A 19,796-nucleotide genomic window follows, 5' to 3' on the forward strand; every position below is an offset into this window, starting at 1 on the left:
TTCAACCAAACAATCACTTTAAATAATTAATTCTAAAAAGATTCCAGTAAAAATAATGAATCCCACCCAACGATTGTGACGGAATGCCCAAAAACAACGCTGTGGATCTTTGTCTTTGGTTTTTGACCATTGATAAATAAAATCAGCCACAACTACAAGCAATGCGATTAAACCCAATGGCATCAATAAATTTTCAAGATAAAGCGCCGTACCGATCAAAACGACACTCATCGCCTGTAAAAGTGCAATGATTTGAATATCAAAACGACCGAACAAAATAGCTGTCGACTTCACCCCAATTTTTAAATCATATTCACGGTCGGTAATCGCATATTGCGTATCGTACGCCACAGTCCAAGCCAGATTGCCAAAATACAGCAACCAACAGGTTAAATCTAATGGCTTACCCATGGCCGTAAAGGACATCGGAATTCCCCACGAAAAAGCCATGCCCAAAACAACCTGAGGCAAATGGGTATAGCGCTTCATGAAAGGATATATAAATGCGAGAAAAAGCCCGCCTAAAGCACAATAAAACGTTTCAATCGGTAGAAACAACAACATACAAGCACTGGCAAAGACTAAAACTAGAAACACATAAATGGCTTCTTTGGCCGTGATAATCCCTGTTGCTAAAGGCCGCGTTTTCGTGCGCTCTACATGCGCATCTACCTTACGATCAGCAAAATCATTAATTGCACACCCAGCCGCACGCATAAATATCGTGCCAAGTACCATCGGAATCAGAATACCAATTGGCGGTATTCCCTCTGCTGCAATCCATAATGCCCACATGGTAGGCCAGAACACCAATTCTGTGCCAACAGGCTTATCAAAACGACATAAATAATAATAGGCTTCTAAACGTTCACGCCAAGTAATTTGATGCGCAGTTGTCATGACTGTCCTTCAGATGCTGAATCCTGCTTTTGCAAAAATTGCTCAAAACTCGCTAAAAAGGTTTCTTGAACAATAAACTTGCAGCCGTGCCAAGTATAACAGCTCTGTCTAGTCCAGCCATCTTCTAGCCAAATCACACGACGTTCACATGCTGGATTGGTGCGCTGAAACAAGAACCAGCCAATCGGTTTTTTACCAATATGTTTAAAAAGCCGTGCGCGGCCTTGCAAACTTAAGATCGGGAAAATGCTTTTGGCTTTAACCCAAGGCTCTGCATCACTGCCATATAAAAAACTTTCTCGTACCCATGACGTATGCTGAAACGGCATGCCCATCCATTTTGCATCGATAAACTGAAGACGCTGAAAATGCTCTTTGGTCGGTTGAACCCTAAACGCTCCATCAGCCAAATCCGTGAGTTGCTGAGTAAGTGAACCTGAAGCATATAACCATGTTTTCAGTTCAGCTGGAATCTGCTGCATAAGCCTACCTGTACCATTGATTTACTGTGCGCTTAAACGCTTTTTGAGTTATGAAGAATGTTATTGATTCAATTGTAAGATCAATCTTTAGCAATTATCTGTTTTTGCAATGGTTTCAAATTTACCTTGCGGAGTTTTCACCAAAATAAAACCTTCAGCACTCAAATAAAAACTTTGAGGATAATCATAATCCAGTGCTAACTCTGGACTTTTCAATGCGACAAATTCTGCCTGCTTATAACCTTCAGGGGTGCGACCAACTTCAATATAAGTCACCATCGAAAAATTTAGCTTAAATCCTTTGTCGTGATCTTTAGGGTCAATCCAAGGATAAAAACTGGTGTGCTTTTTACGCTGTGCCATTGCTCTCATCAATTTTTTTTCAAGTTAAACAGATGATACAAAAAAACCCGCGACTAGCGCGGGTTTTTTACAGTGAAATTCAGTTCAGAATTACAAGCTGTAGTACATATCAAATTCAACTGGGTGGGTTGTCGTGTTCAAACGACGCACTTCTTCAGTTTTAAGTTCGATATATGCATCAAGCATTTCTTTAGTGAATACACCACCTTTAAGAAGGAACTCGTGATCCACTTGAAGCGCTTCAAGCGCCATATCTAGGCTATGAGCAACTGTAGGGATTTTCGCTTCTTCTTCAGGAGGAAGGTCGTATAAGTTTTTGTCAGCTGCTTCACCTGGGTGAATCTTGTTTTGGATACCGTCAAGACCCGCCATTAACAATGCAGCGAAACCTAAGTACGGGTTCATCATTGGATCTGGGAAGCGAGCTTCGATACGTTTGCCTTTAGGGCTAGAAACGTAAGGAATACGGATAGAAGCAGAACGGTTACGTGCTGAGTAAGCCAACATAATCGGCGCTTCGAAGTGTGGAACTAAACGCTTATACGAGTTTGTAGATGGGTTCGTAATTGCGTTCAATGCACGAGCGTGTTTAATTACACCACCGATGAAGTAAAGCGCCATTTCTGAAAGACCAGCGTATTCATCACCAGCAAACAAGTTCTTGCCATCTTTAGAGATTGACATATGAACGTGCATACCAGAACCGTTATCACCAACCATTGGCTTAGGCATGAAAGTCGCAGTTTTTGCATATTGGTGCGCAACGTTCCAAACCGCATATTTGAACTGTTGTACTTCGTCTGCTTTACGAACCATTGTGTTGAAGCTTACACCAATTTCTAATTGGCAAGATGCAACTTCGTGGTGGTGTACTTCTACACGACCTGGGCCCATGATGTCTTCAATACGCGCACACATATCAGCACGCATGTCATGTGAAGAGTCAACTGGTGGAACTGGGAAGTAACCACCTTTAACACGTGGACGGTGACCAGAGTTTCCGCCTTCATAGTCTTTATTTGTTGACCAAGCAGCTTCTTCAGCAATCAATGTATGGCGCGCGCCAGACATATCGATTTCCCATTTTACTTCGTCAAATACGAAGAATTCTGGTTCTGGACCAAAGAATGCAGTATCACCAATACCTGTAGATTTTAGGTATTCTTCAGCACGGCGAGCAATCGAACGTGGGTCACGGTCATAACCCTGACCTGTTGATGGCTCAATAACGTCACAAGTAACAACTACTGTCGGCTCAGCGAAGAACGGGTCGATAAAACCAGTTGCAGCATCTGGGCGTAAGATCATGTCAGATGCTTCAATGCCTTTCCAACCTGCAATAGAAGAACCATCAAACATTTTACCGTCTTCAAAAGTATCTTCGTCGATAGTATCTGCTGGGTAAGTTACGTGTTGTTCTTTACCCTTAGTATCCGTAAAACGGAAATCGACCCATTTTGCGCCACTTTCTTGGATGAGTTGTAGGACCTTGTTCGCCATGCTCATTTTGCTCCGATGAATTTTTGTTGCACTCTTTAGTGCGTGTTAGTAGTTGGTTGTTCTAAAGCAATTACCGTACCAACTTTAAAAAGCTTAGCTAAAATGTTGAATTCATTATCAGAATAACAGTTTTAAGCTGTTTGCTTTGGCTCTATTATACTGAGCTAAAAAGTAAATGCACCATATTCAAGCATGCTTCTTCACATTTAATCTAAAAGATTTTGAGTATGGATCATAATGGTGCATTTTTAAATTTCACTGGTCGATTTACACCCGTTTTTTATAAATTAGAGCACTGTTTAAGCTGTTATTTTCGCATTGATTTGACTTCCACACCTCATATCACGGCGAGCGATATACCTAAAATCAAATATAAGAAGCGTAATTAACTGTTTTTATTTGATTTTTAAAAAATTAAAAACCTCTCCTTTCAAACTAAATATAAAGCCGACATCTCAGATGTGAGCAAGTAAAAAAATATGCTCTGTTTTGGTGACATTAGGGGAGTTTTTGGCTCACTGCATTAAGAGATATTCTTTTATATTCCTTGAATGTGCATGCTTCATGACATTTAGACATAATCTACGTAGTTTCTCTTTAGGATTTGAATCTGAGATATTCATAAATTCTATATCTGTTAGTAACAAAACCCATTGTAATTTTTAGACCCACTAAAAAATGTCACGCCCTAGCTGGGTATTTTTTGCTATGATAATTTCGGTTTTGTGCCTCCATTCAAGTCATTGAATGAGAAAAATAATTTACTTATAGCTTTATAATGTAATCGCACGAATACCACAGGACTTTTCAAGCACATTTATGTGCATAAATTTCAATAGGTTAAGCTCATGCTTTTAATGATCGACAACTATGACTCTTTTACATACAACATCGTCCAGTATTTTGGCGAGTTAAATCAAGAAGTAAAAGTAGTGCGTAATGATGCCGTGACATTGGAAGATATTGAGCGATGGCAACCTAAGTATCTTGTGATTGGCCCTGGTCCATGCTCACCTTCGGAAGCAGGAATTTCCATTCCAGCCATTCAGCATTTTGCTGGAAAAATTCCATTATTAGGGGTGTGTTTAGGACATCAGGCCATTGGTCAAGCTTTTGGCGGCGAAATCATTCGTGCCAAAAAAGTGATGCATGGGCGTCTGTCTGACATGCACCACTCGAATAAAGGCATTTTTAGCGACCTCCCTTCTCCGTTTTCAGCAACGCGTTATCACTCACTGGTGATTGATCAAGAAAGCTTGCCTGAATGCTTAGAAGTGACTTGCTGGACCAATGAAGCCGACGGCTCAATTGAGGAAATCATGGGTGTAAAGCATAAGACGCTTGCCGTTGAAGGCGTGCAATTTCACCCTGAATCAATCTTGAGTCAGCATGGCCATCAAATCTTTAAGAACTTTTTAGAAATTTACGCATAAATGAGTGCAGTGAAAAATGAATATGCAACAAGCCTTAAATAACATCACTAAAAATATTGAGTTGACGCAACCGCAAATGGAAGACGTCATGCGCACCATCATGAATGGTGAAGCAACAGATGCCCAAATTGGTGCACTGATGATGGGTCTTCGCTTAAAAGGCGAAAGTATTGATGAAATTACCGCAGCAGCTCGTGTCATGCGCGAGTTTGCCATCAAAATTGATGTCAGTGATGTGCCTTATTTAGTCGATATCGTCGGTACAGGTGGTGACGGTCAGAACTTATTTAACGTCTCGACTGCATCTGCTTTTGTGATTGCAGCGGCAGGTGCAACCATTGCTAAACATGGTAACCGTGGTGTTTCAACCAAATCGGGTTCCTCGGACTTGTTAGAGCAAGCAGGCATCCAACTTGACTTGAACATGCAACAAACTGAACGCTGTATTCGCGAAATGGGTGTAGGTTTCTTGTTTGCCCCGAATCATCACAAAGCCATGAAGTATGCGGTAGGCCCGCGTCGTGAATTAGGCATTCGCAGTATTTTCAATTTACTTGGCCCGCTTACGAATCCGGCTGGAGTAAAACGTCTAGTGATTGGGGTGTTTTCGACTGAATTGTGCCGTCCTATTGCAGAAGTGATGAAACAACTGGGCGCAGAACATATCATGGTGGTTCATTCTAAAGATGGTTTAGATGAAATTAGCCTTGCATCAAGCACTTATGTGGCTGAACTTAAAAATGGCGAAGTCACCGAATGGGAGATTCAACCTGAAGATGTTGGGATCGAATCACAAACTTTAACAGGTTTAATCATTCAAGATTCTGCTGAAAGTTTAAGCCTAATCAAAGATGCCTTAGGTAAAAACAAATCCGATAAAGGCGAAAAAGCAGCCAACATGATTGCTTTAAATGCAGGTGCCGGTCTGTATGTCTCTGGACTTTGTACCAGCTATAAACAAGGCGTGGCTTTAGCACATGACATCATCTACGGCGGACAAGCTTTAGAAAAGATGAGCATCCTTGCTGAATTCAGCAAAACCCTTAAACAATACGACGCTTGATAGACAGGATTTTGTCATGGTAGATATCGCAAATACGATTTTAGGCAAAATTGTGGATCGTAAGCAGGAAGAGTTTGCTGCACGCCTCAAACAACGTAGCTATAAAGATGTTGAAGAATGGGCACTTGAGGCAACTCCTGTACGTGGTTTTGCAAAGTCTTTACTGAGCAAACAACCGGGTGTGATCGCTGAAATCAAGAAAGCATCACCATCTAAAGGCATCATTCGTGAAAACTTTGATCCTGCTGAAATCGCGCAGCAATACGAAGCCGCAGGTGCAGCATGTTTATCGGTTTTAACTGATGTCGATTTTTTCCAAGGTGCCGATGAGAATATTCAAATTGCACGTTCTCACTGTGCTCTGCCTGCATTACGCAAAGACTTTCTGATTGACCCTTATGGGGTGATTGAAGCACGTGCTTTACATGCGGACTGTATTCTTCTGATTGTGGCATGCTTGTCCGATCAACAACTCGAAGAAATGTCTAAAACAGCTTTTGAACACAATTTAGATGTCTTGGTTGAAGTACACGATGAGTCAGAACTTGAACGTGCTTTACGTCTGTCTGAGCGTTGCGTATTGGGTGTCAATAACCGCAACTTAAAAACCTTTGATGTTGACTTAAACACCTCGATTCGTCTGAAAAAACTACTTGAACCATCTCGTCTACTGGTGACTGAAAGCGGCATTGCGACTCCAGCGGATGTTGCGATGATGCAAGAGCATGACATTCATGCTTTCTTGGTCGGTGAAAGTTTTATGAAGCAGCCGCGTCCAGACCACGCCTTTACTGAGCTGTTTGGAACACCTCAAACACTTTAATCGCACATTCAGGGTAAGGCATGCTCTTGCCCTGAATACTTTGTGATATGTTCTTTCAAAAAGCCGTTGAAGATCTCGTTAAACAGTAACATATAAAAAATTGTTCAATTTTAAATTACTCAATTAAGCCCTGCTTCTTGGCCTCATTCACCGCTTCCATTCGAGAGCGAACCTGCAACTTGTTATAGATTTTACGCAGATGCCATTTCACCGTGTTGATGGACAAAAAGATCGACTCGGATATTTCAGCATCGGTACAGCCACGGCTTAGTTTTTCTAAAATTTGGATTTCACGTTTCGATAAAGCCTCAAGGCCAGAACTGCCGATCAAAGCTTCAACACTGCTTTCAGCTTGATTGAGCTTTTGAAGTTGCTGGATATATTCTAGCAATACAACTGTATGCTTTTGCTTCTGTCGACTTAAATGCTGACTTAGCCCACTTAACATATCCCAAATTAAAGGGTCTTCATCTAGAATCACCCGCACTGCCTGAGTCGGCATGAGGGTTTCAAGCGCTTGTTGTAGAGCTTCAAAAGCCTGTTCATGTTGTTTCAACTGATACAGGGCCAGTGCAAACAAGATTTGAACACGCGCAAAACGTATCGGATAAATCCTAAAAAATGCTAACTGTTGGCTTAAATATTCTTTAGCTTGCTCGGCTTGCCCCATGAAAATTTGCTGACGCACCACCATTAAATCATCGCCACGCAGCAAATGGGTGAAATTTAAATACGGCTGAAATGCTGCCTGTTCAGTATCTGCTAATACAGAAAGCGGGCTTGCTTGTTGCGCATAGGCTTGTATAGTTTGTGCGAGTCGAGGTAACGACCATTGACTACTGCGGGTATGGGCTTGATGCAAACACACTTGTATCGCGGCTTGATCTTGATGCAACGTAGCTAAACGCATTTGTAAGATATAGCCCACCACCACCATATCAGGCATAGCCAAATGATCGCCGCCATTGAAATCCATTAATGCAGCTTCAACTTGCGCCATTTGGTTCATTTCATAATACAAGTCTGCTTTAAAGCTGCTTAGAATATTCATAATGGCTGCTTTATTGTCATCATCTAAGCCTAATTTACGATATTCCTCGCTCTGTCCAACTTGTGCAAACTTTTCTGCTGCGAGAGTCAAATCTCCTAATAAATAATCACATAGGGCATCAATACAATCGACCATTGCCACACCGTATAGGTTATGCCCTTGCAAATAGATAATACGCGTTTGTAACAGCAACTTTCGTGCTTCGCTCATTTGCCCCAAACAAATGTGATACAACCCCACAATTCCTATGAGTGGAGCACGCGCAAAATAAGCCGTACTTGCCAGTTGTGCTAAGTTTTGTTGCGCTAAGGTATAAGCCACATCCAACTTGTCTTCTAAAACTGCAATGAGAGGGGCTAAACCTAATTGGTCCTCATGTTGTAATAAGGTTTCATGTTGATCCACGCTATGCCAGAGCTGTAGATAATGATTGGCTAAGGTCACTTGATGAGTCAGCACTAAGGTCCAAATAATGTCATAGAGCAAATTTGGATTTTGCACCAAAACAGAATCTGGTATCTGTTTGACCAACTCCAAGAAAGTATAGTGTCGGCCTTCTAAAATCAGTTCACGACACACCGAGTTGAGCAAAGACAAAATCAACTGCTGATCTTCTGCTTGTTGGGCGTGATAAATTGCCTCCATCAGATAACGCTGTTGTTTGAACAATTCTGCCGCTTTACTATGCATTTGCTGATATTCATCAGGTTGTAAAAGCTTAAACTTCGATTGCAAAAAGTCTCGAAATAAATGATGCACGCGGTACCACGTACGCTGTTCATCTATGGCTTGAATGAACAAGCCTTTTTGGCTAATGGCATCGAGAATCTGCTGTGCAGCAGGATTACCTGTTAAGGCGATGACCAAAACTGGATTAATTTTTCTCAGTACACTAATTTGCAATAAGAATTGCTGGATTTCAGGGTCTTGTTGTAAAAAAACCTGCTCACTGAGGTAATTCACAATCTGATGATGCGCACCAGTTAAATTTTGAATAAAAACATGAATATCTTGATGTTCTTTCAAATATAAATTGGTGAATTGAATGCCTGTAAACCAGCCTTCAGTTTTATCAATCAATTGTTCTGCAAGCTCTGTGCTTAAAGCAAGCTGGTCAAAGTTTTGTTGCTGTAAAAACTGAATAAGCGCACTGCTTTCTTGCTGTTTGATGCTCAACTGAGACTCTGTGACCCACTTTAAACGACCTAGTAGATATTCTTTCGCGAAACTCCAGTTGGGTTTGACTCTTGAAGCAATCACCAAATGACAATTTTCAGGCAAGGACTGGTACAACCACCAAAAGATATTTAAACATTCTGGGTTTGTTAATGCTTCAAACTCATCGATAAATAAAACTGTGTCAGCATCCTCTTCTGCAACTTTTTGCGTCAGATCAATGATGTGTTGTTTATGGATCTGTCCATAAGAGATCGAATGCGGCGGTTCTAAATCTAAAAGCGCCAAACGCAAGTATTGATAGAGTCGAATCGGATCATTGTCATCATCATCCAAAGTTAACCAACAGACTTTCTTTCCCTTTGCTAAATAGACTCTGAAAGTTGATGCATCAGCGTGGTTTTTCCATAACCTGCCGCGGCGTGAATAAAAACCAAAGAAGATTGACAATAGTCCACGATCTGACTTAACAGTTGGGGACGTTGCATTGCCCTGCCATTCAGCATGCTCGGACGACTGAGTTTAGTCTTCAACACTTGCATGTATATTCATCCAATCTTTTTATTCAATTACATTCGCAAATTTCACTTCCCTGAAATTTGCATTAATCAAAAAATCATGTTCAACCATGATTTTATGCTTATCCGAAGATCCAAGCACCTATAAATTAGTGGGGGGCTGGCTATTACACAATGTGATATTGAATCAAAATCATGATTTCAAATATATATTTTAAACCATTCATTCGCGCAATTCTCAAACAATTCTAAATCCATTCTTTCGAGTGGTTTGTATTCACTCAAACATTGCTATGCTCGAAGTCATGGAAACATTAGATACCCCTACATGGTATCGCATTCTGAAATAGCGACATACAAGGAGTTTGTCATGAGCATTGCACAATCCGTTAAACATCAAGACCGTTTATTAACCATTAATATTAGAGAAGGTGAAGTCAAAAACGCTTTACCAGGTGTACATGTATCACCTTGCTTTTTAGATCCAGACAATGGCGTATGGGTAGTCAATGTACGTTTTGACGCAGGTACGATTCTGCCACGTCACTTCCACACAGGTGTAGTACATTTCTATACCACAGCAGGTTCGTGGCATTATGTCGAATACCCTGAAGATGTTCAAACGGCAGGAAGCTATTTATTTGAACCAGCGGGTTCTATTCATACCTTATCAACTCCAGAAGGTGCTGAAGGCTTCATGGTCATTGAAGGTGCAAACGTGAACTTAAACGATGATGATTCATTAATGTTCATTATGGATGCAGGCTGGATCGAACGTACGCTTCATGCTGTGGCACAACAAACTGGGCAAAAAATGCCACGTTATATCAAACCAGGTTCTGCAGTTGGTTTCAGCGACCAATAAGTATTTAAAGGCTTTTCGCTTCGGCTAAAAGCCTTTTTTTATGATAAAAAAAGCCACCAAGGATGAATGAAATGTTTGGCAAAATGATGCACCAATCTTTGTTGATTAGTAATTTAATCGAACATGCAGCAAAGTACCACTCTGACACCGCTGTACTTTCACGTGAAGTTAGTGGTCAAATGACCACCACCAATTGGCTCCAAATCCAACAAAACAGCAAACGTTTAGCCAATGCTTTCACGTCATTCAATCTTAAACAGGGTGATCGTCTTGCAACCATCGCATGGAACAATCATCGTCATTTAGAGTCTTGGTATGCTATTTCTGGTAGTGGTTATGTTTGCCACACCATCAACCCTCGCTTATTCCCAGAACAACTGGTCTTCATTATTAACGATGCACAAGATAAAGCGATTTTCTTTGATTCAACTTTTCTACCGTTAATTGTCGCAATCCAAGGCAAAGTGCCAACCGTTGAAAAATTTATCTGTTACGGTGCACGTGATGAAAAAATCTTAGCCGCACTTCCAGATGTGATTTTCTATGATGATTTAATTCAAAACCAATCTGCTGAATTTAACTGGCCGCAATTCGGTGAAGAAACCCCAAGTTCTTTATGTTATACCTCAGGTACGACTGGCAATCCGAAAGGCGTACTGTATAGCCACCGCTCTACCCTACTACACACTATGGCGATTAGCTTGCCAGACGCATTGAACCTGTCGGCAAATGATGTGGTCATGCCTGTCGTTCCAATGTTCCATGTCAATGCATGGGGTGTGCCATATGCAGCAGCCATGGTGGGTACAAGTATCGTTTTACCAGGCCCCAATCTAGATGGTGACAGCCTTGTTAATCTGATTGACAGCTATAAAGTATCTCTGGCTTTAGGTGTACCTACCATCTGGCAAGGATTATTAGCTGCTGCGAAAAAAAGCGGGACAACTTTAGAAAGTATGAACCGTAATGTCGTGGGTGGCGCTGCATGCCCACCGTCGATTATTCGTGATTTCAAAAACAACTATGCTTGCGACACTATTCATGCATGGGGAATGTCTGAAACCAGCCCACTGGGAACAGCGAACCAACCGAAAGCAAAACATGCCACTTTGAGTGCTGAAGAGTTTGAAAAGTTACGCTTAACCCAAGGTCGTCCACCTTTTGGTGTTGAATTACGTATCGTTGATGAAAGCACCAATCAAGTCTTAGCCAACGATGGCCATACCCAAGGAAATCTACAAATCCGTGGCCCTTGGATTGTTGATCATTATTTTAACCAAGAAAAAAGTGCTACCACAGCCGATGGCTGGTTCGACATGGGTGATATCGCAACCCTAGATGCAGACGGTTATATGACCATCTGTGACCGTGCCAAAGATTTGATCAAATCGGGCGGTGAATGGATTTCTTCGGTTGAACTCGAAAATATTGCTGTGGGTCACCCTGAAATCCGTATGGCAGCTGCTATTGCAGCACGTCATCCGAAATGGGATGAGCGCCCAATTTTGATTGCCGTAAAACAAGAAAACTCAACACTGACTGAAGAAGAAGTGCTGGCTTACTTTGATAATAAGATTGCCCACTGGCAGATTCCTGACGTGGTGATTTTTGTAGATGCACTGCCAATCAACGGTACAGGTAAAATTGTGAAGGCAGAACTTCGTACAAAATTTAGCGATGTTTTGCTAAAAGAAGAAGTTGTTTAAAACCAACTTAAAACATTTAGAAGGATTCTTAAATGAAAAACAATACATCTAGAACAGCATGGGTAACAGGCGGCAGCAGCGGTATCGGCCTTGCATTAAGCAAACTGTTATTAAAAGATAAATATCAGGTTTGTATTTTTGCCCATACGGGTATTGAGCAAGCACTAACTGAATTAAATAAACAGTCACCATCGGTACATGGTTTTGAAATTGATGTACAAAATGAAAGCAATTTGGAAAAGGCATTTGCTGAAGCAGTTACTGCAGCGGGTACACCTGATCTTGTAATCAATTCTGCTGGTATTGTGATTGCAAAATCTTTTGAAGATATGAGTTCTGAAGAGTTTTTACGCCAAATTAATATTAACCTGGTCGGTAGCCGTAACGTTGCTCATGCTGCATTACCTTATTTAAAACAAACTACCCAACAAGGCAGACGCCCTAAAGTTGTCTTCATTGCTTCAGCATCTGGGTTGCTCGGTTGTTATGGCTATACAGGTTATTGTTCTTCTAAATTTGGTGTGGTTGGCCTAGCTGAAGTACTCCGTATGGAGCTACGCAGCCAAAACATTGATATTGCCGTGGTATGCCCACCTGAAATTGATACGCCGTTGGTGACTGAAGAGCGTAAACACGGCTCGCCTGTAACAGCTGCTTTGAAACAGCTGGGTGGCAGTATGCCTCTAGATAAGGCATCTAAAGAAATTTACAATGGTATTTTATCTTCTGATTTCATGATCATTCCAGGTACACAAGTACGTCTTCTTATTAAAGTATCGCGTTTACTACCGAATACCTTCCGTGGTCAAATTGACAAAAAACTAGATAAAATTCTCAGTAATTTACGTGCAAGTTAAGGTACGACTGACTTAGCATGCCAAACCTGAACCCGAGTGGATCATTTTCTATCTAGGTAGCATGGTTGCTCGGGTTCAATCATTTTAAGTTCTTACAGAACAGCAGTTCTCTTGAGCACCCCGCAGAATACTATTAGCCATTTGATATGCAATTTTTTGCAAATCTCTATGAATGCAATTCAGTTCAAATATAGGGAAAATCAGACTATAATTATCGCCTAATTTCTTATTTTGCGTATTTTTCTGACACTATGAGCAAACATGATTCATCGCTTTCTAAAGAACAGTTTAATTTACTGAAAGACTTTAAAAAGCAAATCACCAATCCGCATTCGACTGCCATCAAACAGTCTGAGGCCCAAGCTCAAGTTGCTCCGCCCGAGCCAGAAGATGATTTCGCGTTGTTTCAAAAACAAATGCAAGGTGTCCAAAAAATGGAGACTGCGAACATTGCCAAAATAGAAAAAAATCCAAAGAAAAAAATCGATGCACAAACTTTAGCAAAACGTGCAGCGGCTGAAGGCCCAATGCATACCGATGCAACTGAGCTATCCGATACTCAAGCAATGCTCAACCCTGTCGCGAGCCAAGCCGCGCTCAGTTATCGCATTGCTACGCTGCAACACAAAGTATTTGAAGATTTAAAAGCGGGTAACATTCGTTGGTTTGAAGCAGTCGACTTGCATGGTTGCACCGTTGAAGAAGCCCGTGTCGCAGTTTTACAAGTCATTCAAATGGCCAAAGATGAAAATCAAAATGTCATTAAAATTGTGCACGGCAAAGGTCCGGAAGCCATTTTAAAAACCTATGTGAATGGTTGGCTGCGTCAACACCGCGATGTGCTGGCTTTTGTCAGTGCGCCAGAGAAGCAAGGTGGCACAGGTGCAGTTTTAGTGTTGCTAAAACGAAGCGAGAAGAACCCAAAGTTTAAACAGTAATCGGATTTTTGTCCAAAATAAGGCATTGGAATAGTTTTCTGCTACAATGCCGTCCTTGTTCAATATCAGTGTAAGTGAACACGTCTTATGTCTATGCAGCAATCCTACGCTAACATCTTAACTGCCGTTGGTGAAGACCTAACCCGTCCAGGTCTCCTCGATACGCCTATGCGTGCTGCTAAAGCTTTTTCGTATTTAACGTCTGGTTATAGCAAAAGCTTAGAAGAAGTGACCAACAATGCGGTGTTCCCATCGGACAACCGTGAAATGGTACTGGTTAAAAATATCGAGTTTTATTCACTCTGTGAACACCATTTATTGCCTTTTTATGGTCGCGTACATATTGCATATTTACCTGAAGGCAACGTCCTTGGACTCTCTAAATTTGCACGCATTACCGAAATGTTTGCACGCCGTTTACAGATTCAAGAAAATCTGACGCAGCAGATTGCAGAAGCGGTTGCAGAAGTGACGGGTGCACGCGGTGTGGCAGTCATGATTGATTCGGCACATATGTGCATGATGATGCGCGGCGTCGGCAAACAAGAATCGACTACACGTACCGTTTCCTTTATTGGTGACTTTAAAACCAATAAAGAAGAGCGCCGCGAGTTTTTAAGTGCAGTCCCTGAAAGCTATTAATTGAAACATAAAGCCTCAACCTCTGTTGGGGCTTTTTTTATGCATATATCATTGAACGATTCATTTTTTGTTTAGAGGAATACGCAATGTCAGCAATTTGGTTAGCAGGTCATGGTTTGACCCAAGGCGAACAGAGTATTGATTTTCCACGTCCAGACCGTTTGGTTCAAGGCAATCCACAGCGCCAGACCTATAGTCTATATGAACACCCACACATGGGCTGCGGGATTTGGCACTGTGAAGTTGGCTCATGGAATATTCAATTTTCCGACAATAAACAAGAATTTTTTCAAGTGATGGAAGGCATCATCCGTATTCATGATGCCCACACTCAAGACTTCATTGAAGTCACAGCAGGTCAGGCAGGAATTATTCCACCGAGTTTTATCGGCACATTTGAAGTGGTTGAAGCTGTAAAAAAATACTATGTGATTGTTGAGGTATAAAAACCTCAACAACCGATTTGAAACGTCTTAGAATAGTTCGTGTTTAAGTCTGAGCTTTAAACACTCAGGACTTTTTCAGTCACATGAATACAGTTACGCCCTTTATTTTTGGCAGCATAGAGTGCCGAATCGGCAGTGTCTAAAAAGCGTTGATAGTCAGGATGACCATTATAAACCGTACAGCCAATACTGACGGTAAAACTAAAACTTTGCCCATGAGCGGTACGAATTGGGGTTTCCTGTATCCGCATACGGATCGTTTCAGCGATTTGTAAAGCACGCGTGAGATCACTGTCGACCAACAGCAATAAGAACTCTTCGCCACCGACACGGAAGGCATAGTCACTACCCTTGGCAACATCTAACAAGACTTCAGCAATAAAACGCAGTGCCAAGTCCCCTGCGGTATGCCCATATTTATCGTTGATACGTTTGAAATAATCCGCGTCGATTGCCAATAGGCTCAGCGCTGCATCATTTTTACGGGCAAAATTAATTTCACGCGACACAATCGTACTTAAATAACGACGGTTTAACAGCTGAGTCAGTGAGTCATTGCCTGAGTCTATATATTCGGTCACTTGAAACAGTTGATCGACCAAATGCTGAATCTGTCGGTTCACGTCACGAATTTCTTGAATGCGTTCAACTTTCTGAGTCTGATCCTGACAGTCGAGCACGTCAAAATTGAGGGTATCGACCTGTTGAATCAGCCTGATAATGGTCTCCACCTGCTCTGCACCTGTAAAGGCATACGCTGCTTTATGCACAAACCATAGACCAAATTCCGACTTAGACAAAGCAATATGTTGCAACTGCGGATGCTCGGAGAAAACTTTGAACATCAACTCATTTTCCCAGTCGAGCAAAATGCTGCGCTGCTTATCTTTTTGTACTGCGACATCTTGCATTGCAGAAAATAAACGATAGCTATGCTTAACTTCATGGCTCCGCTCTGCATTGGCTTCATAGGATCTGCACATAATTTCTGTCGCAAAGCCCATAATTTGCAGCATATAACTTAGCATGTAGTGGTTGTTTTCTAGCGGAAGTCCAGCCAAGAGTTCCAAGATCTTGTTTTCAATCTCACGAATACCGCGCATGATCAACCAAGAAGGAATGCCCACCCGCGCATGTACCTGCCCAACTTTTTGTTGTTTTTCAACTGCTGCATAATAAGCTTCATTCACAGCCACGTCGAAACTTTCAATGAGCCATTGGTTTAAACTGTTTTTTAAACGTTGTTGAATGATGTCATCTTTAAAAAAATCTGCAGCCTCAGGCTCCAAGACAATATTGCTATAAAATTCATTGACCAATACAGACGAATGCTGCTGAATAAAATTTTGCGCTTTAACGTGATCATTCACTGAATAATGTTGGCAAATTTTCCCCCATTGCTCGGCCAATTTAGCCATGCATTCATCATTCATAAAACTTACCTATTTATATATTTTTGAGACTTACTAGACATTTATGTGATTAATATAACAAATTTCAATACTTATTTTCACCATCAGCTTTCATTTTCAGCGCTTTATAAAAAGTAAGGCTCACGTTTGGTTGTTTTAACGGCAATGACTTTCATAAAAAAAGCCCCATTATTGGAGCTTTGAAAAGAGGATCGAACTAAAAGAAATGGATATAACTCAAACCCGTCTGATCCCAATCTTTGCCTTTTTGCTGTTGATACTGCCAATGAAGCCTCAACGCATTTTGCTGATTGAATAAATATTGCAACTGTGTATTCAGTCTGACTTGCCATTGATGGCTATCTTCCCAATATGGCAGCTCGACCTGTACCAAACTATTGATATGTTCACTCCAGATGTTCTGGCAGCCTACCGTTGGCCCAAGTCCCACGCGCCAACCTCGGTCTAAAGCTTTACCTGCTTGAACATGATTTTGCAATTGTGCATAGCATAAATGTTGACGCTCTTGATCTGCCACACTATAGCCAAACTGACTGGATAGATTGAATACACCGTGTTGATCCTGTTCACTAAATGCACCATCTCGATCTAGTGCCTCTTGTTGCCAACCCATGTTAAACCCCCAGCTTAATGGTGTTTTAAAGGCAGTCAGTGGACTGTAGGCATTGACCTCCAGCACATTTAGCTCTTGCAGTTTTAGTCGATCATCACGGTATTCGAGACTGCCTTCTAGAAACTTAAGCTGTGTACCCAAACGGAAACCGCCTTGTGGGTCAATCAAGTCATGATAGGCCTGACGATGGCTCAGTCGGAAATAAGTGTCACCTTGTATTTCACCCGCTTCAAACTGAACGGTTCGCGCATGGTGGCCTTTTACCGGATCTACTTTTGGCGCTTCGACTACTTGACGTTGCTTTTCCAAGTCAATCTGACTCCGCAAACCCAGCAGTTGTCGAATACGCGGTTGGGCGTCTTCTGCCGCAATCTTTTGTGCAATTAACTGTAAATACACATGGTCATAAGCCATTTCTAAAATACGTGCCTGATCCACCAAGGCGTAGCGATTCAAATAATCTTGCATTTGAGCAGGTTCAAGTTGCGCAACCTGATGCGCAGCCGATGCCAAGGCTTGTCCGTGTTGTTTGGCTTGTGCCAACAACTGAGTTTCTAAAGCTGGACGGTAAACACTTTCTGCAATTAGATGGTTTTCATCGACCGCCTTAATAGTCTCAACAGGAATCGCAGCGGTTTTAAATTGTTTTTGTAGGTTGACCTCTGGCCGTACCAAATCAATTAAACCCAGTAAACGATAGGCGCAGTTATCACTGATAAAATAGTAAGGAAATTGCACATGCTTGAGTTCCCAAATATGCTCAACCATGGTTTTGGTTTCTTCTGGCGTCAGGGCTAACTCGTACTCCCACAAATCGCGGCTTTCCAAATCACCATATTCTTTCACTTTTCGATAGTACGGCATGAGTGAGTACTCACCTGGGTACTGCCCGGTTAAGCCCTTCCATGCAAAAGAAAAGCTATCGCTATTGGCCACTGTCGCTGCATAATTCACGGCATAAGAAACTAAGTTCAGCTGTTTTTGGTCTTTAGGATCAAGCCTTAACAGGGTATGCCCAAACATCGAACTGGGATTGCCCATAAAGTCCGTAGCGTAAATTAAAGTCGCCTTATACGGCTTAATTTGCCCAAGCCACTCATCCAGCTCAGGACATGAGGCTTTAGGCAGTTGGTTTGATGCAATATTCAGTTGTCCTATGAGCCATTTTGAACGTGCCGGAAAGCGACACTGAATCGATTGATTGGCTTCGGCTGGGGTAAAAAGTGCTGCAATATTGGTATCAAGCTCTTGTTTGAGCTGAGTTTGTCCGTGTTCGCTATAAAAAAATGGACGGTAAGTGACTTCACTTTGTCCTGAAACATTGGCATACATCAAACGTTGCCAAGTCACATTTGAGGCTAGCTTCAGCTGCTGTGCTTTTTCAATATAAAACTCGGCTGAGCTAGGTGCTTGAGCAAAGATGCTGGTGCTGAATAGCACACTAAAGAGGAGGACAACAGATTTCATGCAGTGTTAGCTATTCTTCTTTTTTAGATATGAAAAACCCTGCCTGAATGGCAGGGTTTTATGGTGCAATTAAACGTATGCTTTTAATACGCTATCCGTTGCCATGACTGCTTGTAAAGATGCTAATACTTGAAGCGCATCTTGGTTTTCAGCTGAATAGATTTTTGCGAAGTTTTGTTTAGACACTTCAAAGAAACGTGCTTTATCTTCAGACTGGATGTTCAGTAATTCAGCCAGTACATTTAGACTTTCGCCCTCACCGACTGCCATATCACGCGCCAATGCTTCCGCATTTTCGTTGGTAAATGTTACTGCCTGAGCAGTCACAGTACCCGTACCGCTACAACCTAAAGTACCAAAGGTAATACCGAAAAGTTGGTTAGCGAAAAGACCATTGGTTGTACCCGCTAAAATTTTAGCGACTTTACCAGACTGGCCAGCCCAAATTTGTGAACCAATACCACAACCGACGTCATTATCTGCAAATGTAGCGGTAGAACCAACAGCCAAAACCGCAGCCAATGCTATTTTTTTCAACATAAGGTTTCTCCAGACTCGATTATCTCCGAGTATTTTTATTGTTCCTATTGTGTGTATTTTGAGCTACACCCTTGTAAGATAGCGGTAACAAGCGCATAACGCAAAACAATTTATACTAAAGTGAAGTGAATATTTAAAAATGTGCTTTAGCGGTATAAGGACCAACTGCCACGTAGGTCTCGTTTCCCTAAAATCTTTAGCACCAACACCAGACTGAGCAGTAGCAATAAATACCAAGAACCCAACTTACCCCAACCGACTATATGCCATGCATCGACTTGACTTGGGTACAGCCAGATTTGGTAAAACGTACTGATATTTTCCGCAATCCAAATAATAAAGGCCAACAGTAAAAGCACGGGTAACATCGGCAGGTAAAAACGATGCTGCTGCAATTCAAAGCCAATCTTGGTTTTCCAAAACAGCACTATGCTCCACGCAAACAAAAGATAACGAATATCTGGAACAAAAAATTTGGACATAAAGTTGATATAAGACAACACCGCCAATGTCAGCATGGCGGAGAAACGGGGCAAGTGTTCAAAAGAAACATGATAAAGACGTAATGAACGCGCAAAAAAACTGCCCACAGCCGAATACATAAAACCTGCAAACAAAGGCACTGTTAAAATTTTAAACACGGCGGGATGCGGATACTGCCAAGATGCAATTTGCGGATGGGTCAAAAAGATTTCCATCACCATTGCCATCACATGAAATAGCGCAATCACTTTGGCCTCGGCCCAAGACTCCAGTTTTAAATACAGCAGACAAACTTGAATCAGCACGGCATAAAACAGTAGATAGTCATAACGGAAAAAGCCGAAATATTCCTGACTCCCCATACTGGCTGTGAAGGCAAAAGCCAATAACAGCAATATCCCAAATAAGGCAGCCGAAGCTGCCTTAGATGAGAACTCAAAACATGATTTTAAAATCGTGATCACGCATGAACCCTAATTGAATTGAAGCTGTGAAAC

Annotated in this window: 19 protein-coding genes; 9 read left to right on the forward strand and 10 right to left on the reverse strand. The window is 41.7% G+C overall.

Features of this window, described 5'->3' with window-relative positions; translation table 11 throughout:
- Positions 1 to 18: 18 nt before the first annotated feature.
- From ubiA to glnA, 4 genes are all read right to left on the reverse strand, one after another.
- Positions 19 to 900, reverse strand: a complete 882-nt coding sequence (gene ubiA / locus F946_RS11895; RefSeq protein ID WP_004982606.1) for a 4-hydroxybenzoate octaprenyltransferase — start codon at positions 898 to 900, stop codon at positions 19 to 21.
- Positions 897 to 1,382, reverse strand: a complete 486-nt coding sequence (locus F946_RS11900) for a chorismate--pyruvate lyase family protein (RefSeq protein ID WP_004982607.1) — start codon at positions 1,380 to 1,382, stop codon at positions 897 to 899. Before F946_RS11900 ends, ubiA begins: the two co-directional genes overlap by 4 nt.
- An 87-nt stretch (positions 1,383 to 1,469) precedes the next feature.
- Positions 1,470 to 1,745, reverse strand: a complete 276-nt coding sequence (locus F946_RS11905; RefSeq protein WP_004982609.1) for a hypothetical protein — start codon at positions 1,743 to 1,745, stop codon at positions 1,470 to 1,472.
- Positions 1,746 to 1,835: 90 nt separating this feature from the next.
- The gene (gene glnA, locus F946_RS11910) at positions 1,836 to 3,251 is read right to left on the reverse strand and encodes a type I glutamate--ammonia ligase (protein ID WP_171065396.1); all 1,416 of its coding nucleotides are present in this window, start codon (positions 3,249 to 3,251) and stop codon (positions 1,836 to 1,838) included.
- Between the two features lie 842 nt (positions 3,252 to 4,093).
- Here glnA and F946_RS11915 point away from each other — a divergent pair.
- From F946_RS11915 to trpC, 3 genes are read left to right on the forward strand one after another with little or no spacing between them, the layout of a single operon-like run.
- Positions 4,094 to 4,678 carry an anthranilate synthase component II gene (locus tag F946_RS11915; RefSeq protein ID WP_004695699.1) on the forward strand — a complete coding sequence of 195 codons (585 nt, stop codon included), beginning with the start codon at positions 4,094 to 4,096 and terminating at the stop codon, positions 4,676 to 4,678.
- A 16-nt stretch (positions 4,679 to 4,694) separates the two neighbouring features.
- Entirely contained in the window at positions 4,695 to 5,741 is a 1,047-nt protein-coding gene (trpD, locus tag F946_RS11920) for an anthranilate phosphoribosyltransferase (protein ID WP_004982613.1), read from the forward strand.
- A gap of 16 nt (positions 5,742 to 5,757) precedes the next feature.
- Positions 5,758 to 6,564 carry an indole-3-glycerol phosphate synthase TrpC gene (gene trpC / locus F946_RS11925; protein WP_004982622.1) on the forward strand — a complete coding sequence of 269 codons (807 nt, stop codon included), beginning with the start codon at positions 5,758 to 5,760 and terminating at the stop codon, positions 6,562 to 6,564.
- A gap of 115 nt (positions 6,565 to 6,679) precedes the next feature.
- Here the strand turns inward: trpC and F946_RS11935 are convergent, their stop codons facing one another.
- Positions 6,680 to 9,127: a winged helix-turn-helix domain-containing protein gene (locus tag F946_RS11935; RefSeq protein ID WP_004982623.1), complete on the reverse strand. Its 2,448-nt coding sequence runs from the start codon at positions 9,125 to 9,127 to the stop codon at positions 6,680 to 6,682.
- Between the two features lie 29 nt (positions 9,128 to 9,156).
- Positions 9,157 to 9,333 (reverse strand): hypothetical protein, encoded by a 177-nt coding sequence (locus tag F946_RS17425; protein ID WP_004982625.1) that lies wholly within the window; start codon positions 9,331 to 9,333, stop codon positions 9,157 to 9,159.
- Positions 9,334 to 9,679: 346 nt separating this feature from the next.
- Between F946_RS17425 and F946_RS11940 the strand changes: the two genes are divergently transcribed.
- From F946_RS11940 to F946_RS11965, 6 genes are all read left to right on the forward strand, one after another.
- Complete coding sequence (locus tag F946_RS11940; RefSeq protein ID WP_004982627.1) at positions 9,680 to 10,174, forward strand: 2,4'-dihydroxyacetophenone dioxygenase family protein; 495 nt, start codon at positions 9,680 to 9,682, stop codon at positions 10,172 to 10,174.
- A gap of 71 nt (positions 10,175 to 10,245) precedes the next feature.
- Positions 10,246 to 11,880 (forward strand): long-chain fatty acid--CoA ligase, encoded by a 1,635-nt coding sequence (locus F946_RS11945; protein ID WP_004982629.1) that lies wholly within the window; start codon positions 10,246 to 10,248, stop codon positions 11,878 to 11,880.
- A gap of 32 nt (positions 11,881 to 11,912) precedes the next feature.
- Positions 11,913 to 12,737 carry an SDR family NAD(P)-dependent oxidoreductase gene (locus F946_RS11950; protein ID WP_004982631.1) on the forward strand — a complete coding sequence of 275 codons (825 nt, stop codon included), beginning with the start codon at positions 11,913 to 11,915 and terminating at the stop codon, positions 12,735 to 12,737.
- A gap of 251 nt (positions 12,738 to 12,988) precedes the next feature.
- Positions 12,989 to 13,675: a Smr/MutS family protein gene (locus tag F946_RS11955; protein ID WP_004982632.1), complete on the forward strand. Its 687-nt coding sequence runs from the start codon at positions 12,989 to 12,991 to the stop codon at positions 13,673 to 13,675.
- Between the two features lie 93 nt (positions 13,676 to 13,768).
- Complete coding sequence (gene folE / locus F946_RS11960; RefSeq protein WP_171054237.1) at positions 13,769 to 14,317, forward strand: GTP cyclohydrolase I FolE; 549 nt, start codon at positions 13,769 to 13,771, stop codon at positions 14,315 to 14,317.
- A gap of 86 nt (positions 14,318 to 14,403) precedes the next feature.
- Positions 14,404 to 14,763 carry a cupin domain-containing protein gene (locus F946_RS11965; protein WP_004982633.1) on the forward strand — a complete coding sequence of 120 codons (360 nt, stop codon included), beginning with the start codon at positions 14,404 to 14,406 and terminating at the stop codon, positions 14,761 to 14,763.
- Between the two features lie 56 nt (positions 14,764 to 14,819).
- Here F946_RS11965 and F946_RS11970 read toward each other — a convergent pair whose 3' ends face one another.
- From F946_RS11970 to F946_RS11985, 4 genes are all read right to left on the reverse strand, one after another.
- Positions 14,820 to 16,196 (reverse strand): diguanylate cyclase, encoded by a 1,377-nt coding sequence (locus tag F946_RS11970; RefSeq protein WP_004982634.1) that lies wholly within the window; start codon positions 16,194 to 16,196, stop codon positions 14,820 to 14,822.
- A gap of 196 nt (positions 16,197 to 16,392) precedes the next feature.
- A complete protein-coding gene (locus F946_RS11975; protein WP_004982635.1) occupies positions 16,393 to 18,276 on the reverse strand; it encodes an Lnb N-terminal periplasmic domain-containing protein in 1,884 nt (627 codons plus the stop codon).
- A gap of 69 nt (positions 18,277 to 18,345) precedes the next feature.
- Entirely contained in the window at positions 18,346 to 18,816 is a 471-nt protein-coding gene (locus tag F946_RS11980) for a DUF3015 family protein (protein ID WP_004695672.1), read from the reverse strand.
- Between the two features lie 146 nt (positions 18,817 to 18,962).
- Positions 18,963 to 19,760, reverse strand: a complete 798-nt coding sequence (locus F946_RS11985) for a DUF817 family protein (protein ID WP_171065419.1) — start codon at positions 19,758 to 19,760, stop codon at positions 18,963 to 18,965.
- Between the last annotated feature and the right edge of the window lie 36 nt (positions 19,761 to 19,796).

The sequence above is a fragment of the Acinetobacter johnsonii ANC 3681 genome (assembly GCF_000368805.1).
Classification (GTDB): Bacteria; Pseudomonadota; Gammaproteobacteria; order Pseudomonadales; family Moraxellaceae; genus Acinetobacter; species Acinetobacter johnsonii.